We start from the raw sequence: 14,679 nt of genomic DNA, 5'->3' as shown, positions 1-14,679 counted from the left end.
TACATGGACGCCGCAGAAGCGTCTGTGGCCGATTATCTGGGCATCGAGCTACCCAGCGCCATGCCTGCGCCTGTACGCGCTGCCATCCTGCTGCGCGTGGCCGATCTGTACGAGAACCGCGAGGGGCAGACAGACCGCCCATTGCACGGCAACAAGACTTTTGAGCGTCTGCTGCAACCCTATCGAGTGATGGCGCTATGAGGGCCGGAGAACTTGACCAGCGCGTGACGCTGGAGCGCTTCGGAGAGTACAAGGACGCATCCGGAGCCTGGACGGAGGGCTGGGAGACGGTGGGGACGTTCTGGGCCGCTGTGCTGCCGCTGACAGGCCGCGAGGTGATCGCTGCTGACGCGGTGACGGCTATCGGTGATGTGCGCATCATCATGCGCTACCGGCCTGGCATCACGCCTGCTGACCGGCTGACGCACAAGGGCAAGCAGATGAACATCACGACCGTGATCGACCGTGGCAGCGCTGGCCGGACGCTGGAACTGCTGTGCAAGGTGGTGGCGTGATTCCCGCGCGTGTGTGTGATCTGGTGGCTGGCTGATCGGCGTGGAATGTGGGTAATTTTTCGCTGATCGGTTTTACCCACTTTTTACCCACATCAAAGAAAAAGGCACTTGCGGTTTCCCGTAAGTGCCTGTTTTCATTCGTTTTTTTTGGTGGGTGATAGTGGGTTCGAACCACTGACCCCTGCCGTGTGAAGGCAGTGCTCTACCACTGAGCTAAACACCCTTGTTGGGTAGCTGCTGAAGAACTTGTGTTCGTCAACCGCTGAAGCCATGATTATGGCACAACTTTCACGTGTTTGACAAGAAGCCCGGAATTTTTTTCCAGATTGTGTTGCCACCACTGGCCTTGTCGAGCACTCCCAGCATGGCTGCGTGGGCCTCCTGCTCGGTGGCATTGGCGCGCAGCACCGGCAGCACGATCTGGCTCAGGTCGACCCGGGCCACGGCTGCCGCTCCGGTGTCATCGGCCTGCTCGGCATACATCACCAGGGTTTCCTGGCCGCGCGTCAGGCTGATGTAGACATCGGCCAGCAGCTCCGCGTCCAGCAGCGCGCCATGCAGCGTGCGGTTGGAGTTGTCGATGCCGAATCGGTCGCACAGCGCATCCAGCGAGTTGCGCTTGCCGGGGAACTGTGCCTTGGCCAGCGCCAGCGAATCGATCACGTTCGACACGTGACTGCGGAATCCTTCCTGGCGCTGCAGCAGGCTCAGCTCATGGTCCAGAAAACGCACGTCAAACGCGGCGTTGTGGATGACCACCTCGGCGCCCTGCACATAGTCCAGGAACTGCTGGGCAATGTCGGCAAAACGCGGCTTGTCGCTCAGGAACTCGGTCGTCAAGCCGTGCACGCGCAATGCGCCCTCTTCGCTCTCGCGCTCGGGGTTGATGTACAGGTGCAGGTTGTTGCCGGTCAGCTGGCGGTTCAGCAGCTCGACGCAACCGATCTCGATGATGCGGTTGCCGTCACTGACTTCCAGGCCGGTGGTTTCGGTGTCGAGAATGATCTGGCGCATGTTGCCCGTCCGCTCAGTGGTTTTCCTTGGCGTGGTTGATGGAGTACTTGGGAATCTCCACCACCAGATCCTGCTGGCCCACCATGGCCTGGCAGGACAGACGCGAATCGGGCTCCAGGCCCCAGGCGCGATCCAGCATGTCCTCTTCGCACTCGTCCATGTCATTCAGGCTGTTGAAGCCCTGACGCACCACCACGTGGCAGGTGGTGCAAGCACAGCTCATGTCGCAGGCATGGTCGATGTTGATGTTGTTGTCGAGCAGGCCCTGGCAGATGGTGGTGCCGAACGGCACCTGGATGTCTACGCCCTCGGGGCAGTACTCGGGATGGGGAAGGATCTTGATGGTTGCCATATCACATAGTCTCGATGTTCTTGCCGGCAAGCGCCTGCTGGATGCCGCGGTTCATGCGCATCGCGGCAAAGGCTTCGGTGCCGGTTGCCAGGGTCTTGGTGGCCGCCTCGATGGCAGCCGCATCCGTACCCTGGCGGGTGGTGTCCAGTTGTGCGATCAGCTCGTCAATCCGGCTGCGCTCATCGTCAGACAGCAGATCGCCATCGGCCTTCAGCGCACTGTGGGTCGCCAGAATCATGCGGTCGGCATCGACGCGTGCCTCGGCCAGCGCACGTGCCGCCATGTCCTGTTCGGCGGTGTTGAAGCTGTCCTGCAGCATGGTGCTGATGGTGGCATCGTCCAGGCCATAACTGGGTTTGACCTCGATCTGCGCCTGCACGCCGCTGGTCTGCTCGGTGGCGCTCACATTCAGCAGGCCATCGGCATCCACGGTAAAGGTCACGCGGATGCGGGCAGCACCGGCCGTCATGGGAGGAATGCCGCGCAGCGTGAAGCGCGCCAGGCTGCGGCAGTCGTCTACCATGTCGCGCTCGCCCTGCACCACGTGCAGGCTCATGGCGGTCTGACCGTCCTGATAGGTGGTGAAATCTTGCGCCATGGCGACCGGAATCGTCTGGTTGCGCGGAATGATGCGCTCCACCAGACCGCCCATGGTCTCGATGCCAAGCGACAGCGGAATCACGTCCAGCAGCAGGATGTCGCCTTCGCGGCTGTTGCCGGCCAGCTGATTGGCCTGGATCGCGGCTCCCAGGGCAACCACTTCGTCCGGATTCAGATCGGTCAGCGGTTCGGTACCGAAGAAATCTTTCACCGCATCGCGGATCAGCGGCATGCGGGTGGAGCCACCCACCATGACCACGCCCTGCACCTCGGACGGCAGCAGCTGGGCATCATGCAGCGCCTGGCGCGTGACCTGCAGCGCGCGCTGCGTCAGCGCCTCGGTGGCGTCGGCAAAGTCCTGGCGCGTGATGTCCAGCGCGATCCGGCCACTGCTCAGCGTGACCTCGAAACGGGCGCTGTCGGCCTCGGTCAGGCCATGCTTGCTGGCACGCGCCGCCAGATGCAGTGCTGCCTGGTCTTCGGCCGTGACAGCACGGAGGCCGGCACGTTGCTGGGCCAGCTGCGCCAGTGCACGATCGTAATCGTCACCGCCCAGCGCCGAATCGCCGTTGGTGGCAATCACCTCGAACACGCCCTGGGTCAGTCGCAGAATGGAAATGTCGAAAGTGCCGCCGCCCAGATCGAACACGGCATAAACGCCTTCGCTGGCATTGTCCAGGCCGTAGGCGATGGCCGCGGCAGTGGGTTCGTTGATCAGGCGCAGCACGTTGATGCCGGCCATTTGGGCCGCATCCTTGGTCGCCTGGCGCTGGGCATCATCGAAATACGCAGGGACGGTGATGACGGCACCGTAGAGCTCATCGTCAAAGCTGTCTTCGGCACGATAACGCAGCGTAGCCAGGATCTCGGCGCTGACCTCGACCGGCGACTTGTCACCGGCACGCGTGCGGATGCGCACCATGCCCTTGTCGGCATCGTCGGCCTCCAGCGCGTAATGGAGCGCATCGCCATAGCTGGCACGGATATCGTTGAGGCTGCGGCCCATGAAGCGCTTGACCGACACCAGGGTGTTGTGCGGGTCATCCGCCAGGTGCTCCAGCGCCTGGTAGCCGATCTGGCGACCACCATTTTCCAGGTAGCGCACGGCAGACGGCAGCAGCAGCTTGCCATCGGCATCAGGCAGGCACTCGGCGTTGCCATGGCGCAGCGAGGCCACCAGCGAATGCGTGGTGCCCAGGTCAATGCCCACCGCGATGCGGCGCTGGTGCGGATTCGGCGACTGGCCGGGTTCGGAAATTTGTAAGAGTGCCATATGTCAGAAAAAGTGTGCAGGTCAGCAGACCTGCACCAAGTGTGCGTATTGTCCCAGAGATGCCGGCTGGCGCTGCGGCAGGCTGTCCCGTGTATCAGCCGGGCAGGCGCAGCTGGTGCTGGCGCACCTCCTGTGCAAACTTGTGGATGAACATCAGCTTGCGCACCCAGGTACTGGCTGCTGCATGGTCCTGCTGCTGGTCGATCGCGGTGGTGATGGCGGCTTCTGCCAGCTCGCGCTGCTGCTGTACATCACGCGCCAACGCCTGCAACGCGGCCGCATCGGTTGCCTCGTCCAGCGCCTCGCGCCATTCCATCTGCTGCATCAGGAAATCGGGCGGCATCGCCGTATTGCTTTCGGCCTGGATCGGCTCGCCATTGAGCTCGCACAGATAGGCGCCGCGCTCGAGCGGATCCTTCAGGCGCTGGTAGGCCTCGTTGATGCGCACCGCCCATTGCATGGCCATGCGCTGCATGGCGGGCCCTTCGGCGACGAAACGGTCCGGGTGCACCTCGCGCAGCAAGGCCTTTCTGGCCGCATCCAGTTGCGCCAGGTCCTGGGCAAACTGCGTGGGTACGTTCAGCAGCTCGAAATCGGTAGATTGCAGATTGATCATGGATGCTCACTCGTGACCGGCTGGCTGCGCATGGTTGCCGGCAGGTCGTCAAAGGCTTCCAGCGGAGCCTCTACCTGCCAGACATCAACGCAACAGCCGCAGCCCTGGTTGTCAGAACAGTGCAGGCGCGGCCCCCAGCGGCGGAACCAGCGGTTGATGGCCAGAATCTCCGCCTCATTGTCCAGCGTCACCGAAACGGTGGCCCGGGCCTGCATGAAGAATCAGACGCGGAAGCTCTCGCCGCAGCCGCAGCGATCGCGTTCACGCGGGTTGAGGAACTTGAAGCCTTCGTTCAGGCCCTCGCGCACATAGTCCAGCTCGGTGCCGTCGATATAGGCCAGGCTCTTGGGATCGACCAGCACCTTGACGCCGTGCTGTTCGAAAATCACGTCTTCGGCAGCCGGTTCGTCCACATATTCGAGCGTATAGGCCAGGCCGGAACAGCCGGTCGTCTTCACGCCCAGGCGCACGCCCATGCCCTTGCCGCGCTTGTTCAGCGAGCGGTTGACGTGTCGCGCCGCCGCCTCTGTCATCGTAATTGCCATGTCGGAAATTCCTTGCGAGCAGGTGCACGCAAGCACCTGCGGTCAGCCCTGCCTGCTCAGTCCTGGTGCTTCTGCTTGTAGTCGTTGACGGCGGCCTTGATGGCGTCTTCCGCCAGGATGGAACAGTGCACCTTGACCGGCGGCAGCTCCAGCTCTTCGGCGATCTGGCTGTTCTTCAGTGCAGCGGCTTCGTCCAGCGTCTTGCCCTTGACCCATTCGGTCACCAGCGAGCTGCTGGCAATGGCAGAACCACAGCCGTAAGTCTTGAAGCGCGCATCCTCGATCACTCCGGTCTGCGGGTTGACCTTGATCTGCAGCTTCATCACGTCGCCACAGGCCGGTGCACCCACCATGCCGGTGCCCACGGATTCATCGCCCTTGTCGAAGGAGCCAACGTTGCGGGGGTTTTCGTAGTGGTCAACGACCTTGTCACTGTATGCCATTTCTTCTCTCCATGTATTGCTTGGACGCTATTGCTTCGTACTTGCGCCAGACACTGCCGCTGCGGTCATCTCCGTAGCGATAGCTCAGCCAGATCCGGTCACCGGACTTGTAGGCCAGTGTCTGGGGCAGCTTGTTCAGATTCAGGCTGGCCCAGAGGCTGTCACCAGCCTTGAACTGCTTGCGGCATTCCACATCGTTGCGCTGCGTATTGTCGTCACGCACGCCCTGGATCTGGAACCGCACCACCAGTTCGGACAGCGGTTGTGCACGCACCTCCTTGACCTGCCCCATCAGCAGGCAGGCGACCTGGGTCGATGCCTGCGCCTGCAGCGGCAGCATGCCGACGGCCAGCATGCCGCCCAGCAGCCAGGGAGTCGCGCGCCGGGCCCTCATCAATGAGCCGCCCACTCGATGGCGTCCATATCGACGCCGTCCAGGAACATTTCCCACAGCGGGCTGAGCTCGCGCAGCTTGGCCACGTTTTCGGTGATCTCGGCAATTGCGTGATCCACATCGGCTTCGGTCGTGAAACGGCCGAACGACATGCGCAGGCTGCTGTGCGCCAGCTCGTCGCTGCGACCCAGGGCGCGCAGCACGTAGCTGGGCTCCAGGCTGGCGCTGGTACAGGCCGAACCACTGGACACCGCCAGCGACTTCACGCCCATCATCAGCGATTCGCCTTCGACGAAGTTGAAGCTCATGTTCAGGATGTGCGGAATGCGGCTCGGCGTGTCGCCGTTGACGAAAGACTGGTCGATCTTGCCCAGGCCATCCAGCAGGCGCTGGTACAGCTTGCTGGCATGCTCGCGATCCTGCTCCATCTCGGCCTTGGCCAGACGGTAGGCTTCGCCCATGCCGACGATCTGGTGCGTGGCCAGGGTACCGCTGCGCATGCCGCGCTCATGGCCGCCACCGTGCATTTGCGCTTCCAGGCGGATGCGCGGCTTGCGGCGCACGTACAGCGCACCAATGCCCTTGGGGCCGTAAACCTTGTGCGAGGCCAGGCTCATCAGGTCAATCGGCAGGCTTTGCACGTCGATCGGCGTCTTGCCGGTGGCCTGGGCCGCATCCACATGAAAGATGATGCCCTTCTCGCGGCACAGCGCACCGATGGCCGGAATATCCTGGATCACGCCAATCTCGTTATTGACGAACATCACGCTGACCAGGATGGTGTCGGGGCGGATGGCCGCCTTCAGTACTTCCAGGTCCAGCAGGCCATTGTCCTGCACGTCCAGGTAGCTCACCTCAAAGCCCTGGCGCTCCAGTTCGCGCATGGTGTCCAGCACCGCCTTGTGCTCGGTCTTGACCGTGATCAGGTGCTTGCCGCGGCTCTTGTAGAACTGCGCCGCGCCTTTGATCGCCAGGTTGTCGGATTCGGTGGCGCCGCTGGTCCAGATGATTTCACGCGCATCGGCGTTGATCAGGGCAGCCACCTGCTCACGCGCGTTATCCACGGCGTCTTCGGCTTCCCAGCCCCAGGCATGGCTGCGCGATGCCGGGTTGCCGTAATGCTCGGCCAGCCAGGGGATCATGGCCTCGGCCACGCGGGGATCAACCGGCGTGGTGGCGGCGTAGTCCAGATAGATCGGGTATTGCTTGCTCATGGTCTTGGTCTTGGTCAGTGGAATGGGGTCACTTGGAAATCGGGGTGGTGCCCAGGGCGAACACCGAGTTGGGCGCATTGACACGCAGCGGCTTGATCACCGGCGTGCTGGAAATTGCACGCTTGATGATCGGCTTGTCCTCGACCTGCACACCCTTGGCAATCTGCTCGTCCACCAGCTTTTGCAGGTTGACCGAGCGGAGGAAATCGAGCATGCGCTCGTTCAGGCTGGTCCACAGGTCGTGCGTCATGCACGGGCCGCTGTGTTCACCACGGCAATTGGACTTGCCGCCGCAGCTGGTGGCATCAAGCTGTTCGTCAACCGACACCACGATGTCGGCCACCGTGATGTCCTGCGCCTTGCGCGCCAGCGAATAGCCGCCGCCCGGGCCACGGGTGGATTCCACCAGCTCGTGGCGACGCAGCTTGCCGAACAGCTGTTCCAGATAGGACAGCGAAATCTGCTGGCGCTGGCTGATCGCCGCCAGCGTCACCGGGCCGCTGGACTGGCGCAACGCCAGGTCGATCATGGCAGTGACGGCAAAGCGTCCCTTGGTCGTGAGTCGCATGGTCTGGTACCTCGTCAATCGTTCCTTGGAGGGATACGGAACAACCCATATCCCGAGTAATTGTGTCGAGTATAGCAGATAACCATACATCCCACTAGGACAAAGGGATGGAAAGCGTCAATTCAATCCATAAAAAAATCAAATGACGCTGTCGTGCGCCGCGCCTCCCAGCACCCGCTCGCGCAGTGCCGCCAGCTGATCGCGCGTACGCGCAGCCTGCTCGAACTCCAGATTCTTCGCGTGTTCCAGCATCTGTTTCTCCAGACGCTTGATTTCCCGGGACAAGTCCTTCTCGCTGACATCCTCGACGTAGGCGCGCTGCAGCTCCTGCTGCTGGGCTGCCTTGCTCGCCTTTTCGCTGTAGACACCATCGATCAGGTCTCGCACCTTCTTCACCACGCTGCGCGGCGTAATGCCGTGCTCGGCGTTGTGTGCCAACTGCTTCTGGCGACGACGTTCGGTTTCCGACATGGCGCGCCGCATGCTGTCGGTCATCCGATCGGCATACAGGATCGCCTTGCCGTTGACGTTGCGCGCAGCACGGCCAATGGTCTGGATCAGGCTGCGCTCCGAGCGCAGAAAACCCTCCTTGTCGGCATCCAGAATCGCCACCAGCGACACTTCGGGAATATCCAGGCCCTCGCGCAGCAGGTTGATGCCGACCAGCACATCGAACTCGCCCAGCCGCAGGTCGCGCAGGATCTCGACGCGCTCCACCGTATCGATATCGCTGTGCAGGTAGCGCACACGCACGCCGTTTTCGGCCAGGTAGTCGGTGAGCTGCTCGGCCATGCGCTTGGTCAGCGTGGTGATCAGCACACGATCGCCCTGCTCCACGCGCAGCCGGATTTCCTGCAGCACATCGTCCACCTGGTGCATGGCGGGCCGCACTTCCACTTCCGGGTCCACCAGGCCAGTCGGGCGCACCACCTGCTCCACCACCTGGCCGGAATGGGTTTTTTCGTAATCGGCCGGCGTGGCGGAGACAAACACCACCTGGCGCATCTTGCGCTCGAACTCCTCGAACTTGAGCGGCCGGTTGTCCAGCGCACTGGGCAGGCGAAAGCCGTAATCGACCAGCGTCTGCTTGCGCGAGCGGTCACCGTTGTACATGCCGCCCAGCTGACCGATCATGTTGTGGCTCTCGTCCAGGAACATCAGGCTATCGGGCGGCAGGTAATCGGTCAGCGTGGACGGCGCTTCGCCCGGCGCGGTGCCGGCCAGGTGACGCGAGTAGTTCTCGATGCCCTTGCAGTGCCCCACTTCGGACAGCATTTCCAGGTCAAAGCGGGTGCGCTGCTCCAGCCGCTGCGCTTCCACCAGCTTGCCCTCTTCGTAAAAAAAGGCGAGGCGCTCCCTCAGTTCTTCCTTGATCGTTTCCACGGCCGCCAGCACCTGCTCGCGCGGCGTCACATAGTGGCTGCTCGGGTAGACGGTAAAGCGTGGCAGGCGCTGACGCACCTTGCCGGTGAGCGGATCGAACAGCTGCAGCGTCTCGATCTCGTCATCGAACAGCTCGATGCGCAATGCCAGCTCGCTGTGCTCCGCCGGAAACACATCGATGGTGTCGCCGCGTACCCGGAATTTGCCACGCGTGAATTCCATCTCGTTGCGCGTGTATTGCATGCGTACCAGTTGTGCAATCACCTCGCGCTGGCTGTAGGTATCGCCCTCGCGCAGCGTCATGATCATGCGGTGGTAGCTTTCCGGCTTGCCGATACCGTAAATGGCCGATACCGTGGCCACGATGACCACATCACGCCGTTCCAGCAGGCTCTTGGTGCAGCTGAGTCGCATCTGTTCGATATGCTCGTTGATGGCGCTGTCCTTCTCGATGAACAGGTCACGCTGCGGCACATAGGCCTCGGGCTGGTAGTAGTCGTAGTAGCTGACGAAATACTCGACCGCGTTCTTCGGGAAAAACTCGCGGAATTCGCTGTACAGCTGCGCCGCCAGGGTCTTGTTCGGCGCAAAGATGATGGCCGGCCGCCCGAGCCGGGCAATCACGTTGGCCATGGTGTAGGTCTTGCCGGAACCGGTCACGCCCAGCAGCGTCTGGTAGGCCTCGCCATCCCGTATCCCGTCCACCAGACCGGCAATCGCCGTGGGCTGGTCACCTGCCGGCGGATACGGCTGGAACAGCTGGAACGGGGAACCGGGATAGGACACAAAGCTGCCCTGGGGCGCTGGTGCCGTATTGGCGACGGGCAGATCGGGTTTGGGAGTAACAGGCATGGGGCTTCACATGGGGGCGAAATCCGCAATGTAAAGCATGTCTGCCCGGCACTGGTGACACAAAGAAATTCATTCCCATGCAGTCGCCACGCCCTACAATGTAATGTTGTGTCTGCCGCAGGCTGAAACGGCCTGCCCTGCACACCCGATTCGCCCACACACCACGGGCACCTATCATCCACCAGAGGTAAACCATGTCCCTTTTTTCCGCCGTCGAAATGGCCCCGCGCGATCCGATCCTGGGCCTGAACGAACAATTTGCCGCCGACACCAATCCCAGCAAAACCAACCTGGGCGTGGGCGTGTACTTTGACGACAACGGCAAGCTGCCGCTGCTGCAGTGCGTGCAGATCGCCGAACAGCGCCTGATGGAAAAAAAGGCCGCACGAGGCTACCTGCCGATCGACGGTCTGGCGGCCTATGACAGCGCCGTCAAGGGTCTGGTCTTTGGTGCCGACAGCGAAGTCGTGCAAAGCGATCGCGTCTCCACCGTGCAAGCGCTGGGGGGTACCGGCGGCCTGAAGATCGGTGCCGACTTTCTCAAGAAGATCAGCCCCGATGCGCAGGTGCTGATCAGCGACCCGAGCTGGGAAAACCACCGCGCCCTGTTCACCAACGCCGGCTTCCAGGTCGGCACCTACGCCTACTACGATGCCGACAAGCGCGGCATCCACTTCGACGGCATGCTGGCCAGCCTGAATGCGGCACCCGCCGGCACCATCGTGGTGCTGCACGCCTGCTGCCACAACCCCACCGGCTACGATCTGACAGCCGAACAGTGGGATCAGGTGGTCGAAGTGGTCAAGGCAAAAGGCCTGGTGGCCTTTCTGGACATGGCCTACCAGGGTTTTGGTGCCGGCATCGCCGAAGATGGCGCCGTGATCGGCAAGTTCGTGGCAGCCGGTCTGCAATTCTTTGTCTCCACCTCCTTCAGCAAGAGCTTCAGCCTGTACGGTGAGCGCGTCGGTGCCCTGAGCGTGGTCAGCGCCAACAAGGAAGAAGCCGCCCGCGTCATGAGCCAACTCAAGATCGTGATCCGCACCAACTACAGCAACCCGCCCACGCATGGCGGCAGCGTGGTCGCCATCGTGCTGAATGATCCCGAATTGCGCGCCCTGTGGGAAAAGGAACTGGGCGAAATGCGCGTGCGCATCAAGCAGATGCGCCAGGCGCTGGTGGACGGCCTGAAGGCTGCCGGCGTGCAGCAGGACATGTCCTTCATCACCACCCAGGTTGGCATGTTCAGCTACTCCGGCCTGAACAAGGACCAGATGGTGCGTCTGCGCAACGAGTTTGGTGTCTACGGCACCGATACCGGTCGCATGTGCGTGGCGGCGCTCAACAGCCAGAACATCGCCCATGTCTGCAAAAGCATCGCCCAGGTGATCTGATCGCCGCATCATCCCGAAAAGCCACTCTCTCCGAGTGGCTTTTTTGCATGCACGCAACAGGCATGCAGCAGGCTGCCCATCCCGCCGCCTGCCGTCATGGAGCCGTCTTCTCTAGGGAATATCCTTATCTCCATGGGTTATGACAGGCGCAAAATGGCTTGTTGTCGATATTTAGAACGACCGTTTGTTCGTTGAAGCAGTCACCATAAACTGCTAAGATTGTTGCACCGCAGCAAAAAGAAACAGGGAATCATCATGCTCTACCAGATTTACGAAGCCCAGCGCACGCTGATGGAACCGTTTGCCGAGCTCGCGCTCGTGGCATCGCGTCTGTTCACCAATCCGCTGGCTCCCATGAGCCACGCGCCCATGGCCAACCGCATGGCAGCCGGCTACAACCTGCTGCACCGTCTGGCAAAGGATTACGAAAAGCCCGAGTTCGGCATCACTTCGGTGCCGGTCGATGGCGTCAGCGTCACCATCCACGAACGCGTCGAAATCAGCAAGCCGTTCTGCAACCTGCTGCGTTTCAAGCGCTATGCCGACGACACCAAGACACTGGAAACCCTGCTGCGCTCGCCGGTCGTGCTGGTGGTGGCCCCGCTGTCCGGCCATTACTCGACGCTGCTGCGCGACACCGTGCGCACCCTGCTGCGTGACCACAAGGTCTACATCACCGACTGGAAAAATGCGCGTGAAGTACCGCTGTCCGAAGGCACTTTCAGCCTCGACGACTACGTCAACTACGTGCAGGAGTTCATCCGCTACCTGCAGGAAAACAACGGCGAAGTGCATGTGGTCAGCGTCTGCCAGCCGACCGTTCCGGTGATGGCGGCCGTCTCCCTGATGGCCTCGCGCGGCGAGCAGACACCGGCTTCCATGACCATGATGGGCGGCCCGATCGATGCCTCCAGGTCGCCCACCGCCGTCAACGATCTGGCCGTGAAGCGCAGCCTGCAATGGTTCGAGACCAATGTGATCCACCGCGTGCCGAACAACTACCCCGGTGCCGGTCGCCGCGTCTACCCCGGTTTCCTGCAGTATGCCGGTTTCGTGGCCATGAACCCCAACCGCCACGCCACCAGCTACTACGACTACTTCAAGGATCTGGTGCGTGGTGACGGTGGCAGCACGGATTCCCACCGCAAGTTCTACGACGAGTACAACGCCGTACTCGACATGGATGCCGAGTTCTATCTGGACACCATCAAGACCGTGTTCCAGGACTACTCCCTGCCCAACGGCACCTGGGAAGTCCGCAACCCCGAAGGCAAGCCCGAGCTGGTGCGCCCGCAAGACATTACCAAGACGGCCGTGCTGGCCATTGAAGGCGAGCTGGACGACATTGCCGGTCTGGGTCAGACCCAGGCCTCGCTGGACCTGTGCAGCAGCGTGCCCGACAGCGAAAAGCAGTACTACGAAGTCATGGGTGCCGGTCACTACGGTATCTTCAGCGGCCGCCGCTGGCGCGAAGTGGTCTACCCGATCCTGCGCGACTTCATCGCCAATCACCACACCGGCATCGTCACCACCAAGCGCCGTGCCGCGTCCCAGGCCCTGATGGAAGCACTGGAAAACCGCGAAGACCTGTACGAACAGCTGCAGCTGGGAACCAACTACCAGCCGGTGGAAGACAAACCTGTCGCAGCCAAGGCAGCGGCCACTGTCGCTGCCGACAGCGCCGTGAAGGCCGCTCCGGCTGCCCGCAAGCCGGCCGCCAGCCGCGCCAAGCCGGCTACCGCGCGCAAGACGACCAGTACCAGCAAGGCTGCTGCCGCAAAACCCGCCGCGGCTGCCAAGCCTGCCGCTGCCCCCAAGGCCGCAAGCAAGCCCGCTGCCACCGCCACCAACAAGCCAGCGGTCGAAAGCAAGCCGGACGTTGCCCCGAAGGCCACCAGCGTGCCTGCCGCAGCAGTAGCCGCCAAGCCTGCCACCGTAGCAGCAACAGCTGCTCCGGCACCGGCTGCGGCTCCTGCCAAGGCCGAAACCGCAACACCAACTGCGGCACCCGCCCAGCCGGAAGCCGAAGCCAGCCGCCCGGCTACCGCCTGGCGCACCCCGGAAACAGAGGGGCAGCCAAACGCAGCCCAGAGCGCCAGCGCCCCCAAGCAGTCCTGATCACCTATACTGCAGACTGACACGCCAGCCCGGCCCTGCCGGGCTGTGCTGTTTCTGCCCCCGTGTTCACGCTGCCATGACTTCCCGGAATCTTGCTGTCACTCCTCCGGCCCTGCACGATACCCGTGCCGAGGCCATCCACCGCATCCTGCCGCAGACGCAATGCCAGCGCTGCGGCTACCCGGATTGCGCCGGCTATGCCGAAGCGATCGCAACGGGTGCAGCCGGTATCGACCAGTGCCCGCCCGGTGGAACAGAGGGCATGCACAGGATTGCAGCAGTCATCGCCCTGGAGCCTGCCCATGTGCCTGCCACGCTGAATCCCGAATTTGGCCAGGAAGGCCCGATGACAGTGGCCGTGATCGACGAAGCCTGGTGCATCGGCTGCACGCTGTGCATCAAGGCCTGCCCGACCGATGCGATTCTGGGCAGCAACAAGCGCATGCATACCGTGGTGGAAGCGTTGTGTACCGGCTGCGACCTGTGCGCCATCGCCTGTCCGGTGGACTGCATCGCCATGGAGCCTATCAGTGGCGAACGTACCGGCTGGAATGCCTGGTCACCTGCACTGGCAGCGCAGGCCCTGCAGCGCTACACCTTTCACCAGTTCCAGCAGCAGCGCGCCGAGCGCGACCAGGCCGCCCGGCTTGAAGCCAAGGCTCAGCACAAGCTGGAACACCTGCAGGAGCAGAGCCTGTACACCGATCCCGCCGTGCTCGACAAGAAACGCGCCATCATCGAAGCCGCACTGGCCAAGGCGCGCGCACGCCGCCAGGACTGAACGCCCTGCCCCAAACGACAACAGGCGACCGTTAGCCCGGTCGCCTGTCTGCTATCAGCTGCCTGCCGTCGCACGGCAGGCATGACGCATGACTTACTGGCCCGCCAGTTTGGCAAAGGCGTCGATCACTTCCTGCGGTGCCTGTACCAATTCGATCAGCACGCCCTCGCCCCCAATCGGCAGCTCGTCATTGCCCTTGGGGTGAATGAAGGTGATGTCGAAACCGGCAGCGCCCTTGCGGATGCCGCCCGGGGCAAAACGCACGCCCTGTGCCGTCAGCCATTCCACGGCCAGCGGCAGATCATCGATCCACAGGCCGATGTGGTTGAGCGGCGTGGTGTGCACCGCCGGCTTTTTCTCGGGGTCCATCGGCTGCATCAGATCCACCTCGACCTTGAACGGGCCGCTGCCGATGGCGCAGATGTCTTCGTCCACGTTTTCGCGCTCACTCTGGAAGGTGCCGGTCTTTTCCAGGCCGAACATGTCGACCCACAGGGTCTGCAGGCGCTCCTTGCTCGGGCCGCCAATGGCGATCTGCTGGATGCCCAGCACCTTGAACGGACGCGGGCTGCCTTTGGCGATAACGGTTTCAGTCATGCGATTCTCCTTGGTTGGTTCTG

17 protein-coding genes and 1 tRNA gene are annotated in these 14,679 nt (G+C 62.5%); 5 read left to right on the top strand and 13 right to left on the bottom strand.

Features of this window, described 5'->3' with window-relative positions; genetic code table 11:
• Together C513_RS0108880 and C513_RS0108875 are read left to right on the top strand one after the other, a co-directional pair.
• Nucleotides 1-201 (top strand): head-tail connector protein (locus C513_RS0108880; protein WP_018715701.1); only part of this gene is annotated, 201 nt, incomplete at its 5' end.
• Nucleotides 198-515, top strand: coding sequence for a phage head closure protein (locus C513_RS0108875; protein WP_018715700.1), 318 nt, complete (start codon nucleotides 198-200; stop codon nucleotides 513-515). The genes C513_RS0108880 and C513_RS0108875, both read left to right, overlap by 4 nt.
• A gap of 148 nt (nucleotides 516-663) precedes the next feature.
• Here C513_RS0108875 and C513_RS0108870 read toward each other — a convergent pair.
• The 12 genes from C513_RS0108870 to uvrB form a co-directional block, all read right to left on the bottom strand.
• Nucleotides 664-738: transfer RNA gene (locus C513_RS0108870), tRNA-Val, on the bottom strand.
• A 65-nt stretch (nucleotides 739-803) separates the two neighbouring features.
• Nucleotides 804-1,529: a DNA polymerase III subunit epsilon gene (dnaQ, locus tag C513_RS0108865; RefSeq protein WP_018715699.1), complete on the bottom strand. Its 726-nt coding sequence runs from the start codon at nucleotides 1,527-1,529 to the stop codon at nucleotides 804-806.
• 13 nt (nucleotides 1,530-1,542) lie between these two features.
• Nucleotides 1,543-1,881: an ISC system 2Fe-2S type ferredoxin gene (gene fdx, locus C513_RS0108860; protein ID WP_018715698.1), complete on the bottom strand. Its 339-nt coding sequence runs from the start codon at nucleotides 1,879-1,881 to the stop codon at nucleotides 1,543-1,545.
• A gap of 1 nt (nucleotide 1,882) precedes the next feature.
• Entirely contained in the window at nucleotides 1,883-3,754 is a 1,872-nt protein-coding gene (gene hscA / locus C513_RS0108855; RefSeq protein WP_018715697.1) for a Fe-S protein assembly chaperone HscA, read from the bottom strand.
• 94 nt (nucleotides 3,755-3,848) lie between these two features.
• On the bottom strand, nucleotides 3,849-4,370 hold the full coding sequence (hscB, locus tag C513_RS0108850) for a Fe-S protein assembly co-chaperone HscB (protein WP_018715696.1): 522 nt from the start codon (nucleotides 4,368-4,370) through the stop codon (nucleotides 3,849-3,851).
• Complete coding sequence (locus C513_RS0108845; RefSeq protein ID WP_018715695.1) at nucleotides 4,367-4,585, bottom strand: hypothetical protein; 219 nt, start codon at nucleotides 4,583-4,585, stop codon at nucleotides 4,367-4,369. The genes hscB and C513_RS0108845 overlap by 4 nt, the downstream gene beginning before the upstream one ends.
• 6 nt (nucleotides 4,586-4,591) lie before the next feature.
• Nucleotides 4,592-4,915: an iron-sulfur cluster assembly protein IscA gene (iscA, locus tag C513_RS0108840; protein WP_018715694.1), complete on the bottom strand. Its 324-nt coding sequence runs from the start codon at nucleotides 4,913-4,915 to the stop codon at nucleotides 4,592-4,594.
• A 56-nt stretch (nucleotides 4,916-4,971) separates the two neighbouring features.
• A complete protein-coding gene (gene iscU / locus C513_RS0108835) occupies nucleotides 4,972-5,358 on the bottom strand; it encodes a Fe-S cluster assembly scaffold IscU (protein ID WP_018715693.1) in 387 nt (128 codons plus the stop codon).
• The gene (locus C513_RS0108830) at nucleotides 5,345-5,752 is read right to left on the bottom strand and encodes a hypothetical protein (protein WP_018715692.1); all 408 of its coding nucleotides are present in this window, start codon (nucleotides 5,750-5,752) and stop codon (nucleotides 5,345-5,347) included. The genes iscU and C513_RS0108830 overlap by 14 nt, the downstream gene beginning before the upstream one ends.
• On the bottom strand, nucleotides 5,752-6,966 hold the full coding sequence (locus tag C513_RS0108825) for an IscS subfamily cysteine desulfurase (protein WP_018715691.1): 1,215 nt from the start codon (nucleotides 6,964-6,966) through the stop codon (nucleotides 5,752-5,754). Before C513_RS0108825 ends, C513_RS0108830 begins: the two co-directional genes overlap by 1 nt.
• Before the next feature lie 28 nt (nucleotides 6,967-6,994).
• The gene (locus C513_RS0108820) at nucleotides 6,995-7,534 is read right to left on the bottom strand and encodes a Fe-S cluster assembly transcription factor (RefSeq protein WP_018715690.1); all 540 of its coding nucleotides are present in this window, start codon (nucleotides 7,532-7,534) and stop codon (nucleotides 6,995-6,997) included.
• 138 nt (nucleotides 7,535-7,672) lie between these two features.
• Nucleotides 7,673-9,769 carry an excinuclease ABC subunit UvrB gene (gene uvrB / locus C513_RS0108815; protein WP_018715689.1) on the bottom strand — a complete coding sequence of 699 codons (2,097 nt, stop codon included), beginning with the start codon at nucleotides 9,767-9,769 and terminating at the stop codon, nucleotides 7,673-7,675.
• A 194-nt stretch (nucleotides 9,770-9,963) separates the two neighbouring features.
• On the opposite strand from uvrB, the gene C513_RS0108810 reads away from it, so the two are divergent.
• The 3 genes from C513_RS0108810 to C513_RS0108800 all read left to right on the top strand — a co-directional run bounded on the left by C513_RS0108810 (nucleotide 9,964) and on the right by C513_RS0108800 (nucleotide 14,059).
• Entirely contained in the window at nucleotides 9,964-11,160 is a 1,197-nt protein-coding gene (locus C513_RS0108810) for an amino acid aminotransferase (RefSeq protein WP_018715688.1), read from the top strand.
• A gap of 255 nt (nucleotides 11,161-11,415) precedes the next feature.
• Entirely contained in the window at nucleotides 11,416-13,278 is a 1,863-nt protein-coding gene (locus C513_RS13130) for a polyhydroxyalkanoate depolymerase (RefSeq protein ID WP_083927387.1), read from the top strand.
• A gap of 76 nt (nucleotides 13,279-13,354) precedes the next feature.
• A complete protein-coding gene (locus tag C513_RS0108800) occupies nucleotides 13,355-14,059 on the top strand; it encodes an RnfABCDGE type electron transport complex subunit B (protein WP_018715686.1) in 705 nt (234 codons plus the stop codon).
• Between the two features lie 93 nt (nucleotides 14,060-14,152).
• Here the strand turns inward: C513_RS0108800 and C513_RS0108795 are convergent, their stop codons facing one another.
• On the bottom strand, nucleotides 14,153-14,656 hold the full coding sequence (locus tag C513_RS0108795) for a VOC family protein (RefSeq protein ID WP_018715685.1): 504 nt from the start codon (nucleotides 14,654-14,656) through the stop codon (nucleotides 14,153-14,155).
• Nucleotides 14,657-14,679 lie beyond the last annotated feature (23 nt).

The organism is Allobrachymonas chironomi DSM 19884 (genome assembly GCF_000374625.1).
GTDB classification, from domain to species: Bacteria; Pseudomonadota; Gammaproteobacteria; order Burkholderiales; family Burkholderiaceae_C; genus Brachymonas; species Brachymonas chironomi.
The sequence above is the reverse complement of the archived record's forward strand: the minus strand, read 5'-3'. Positions and strand labels throughout refer to the sequence as shown.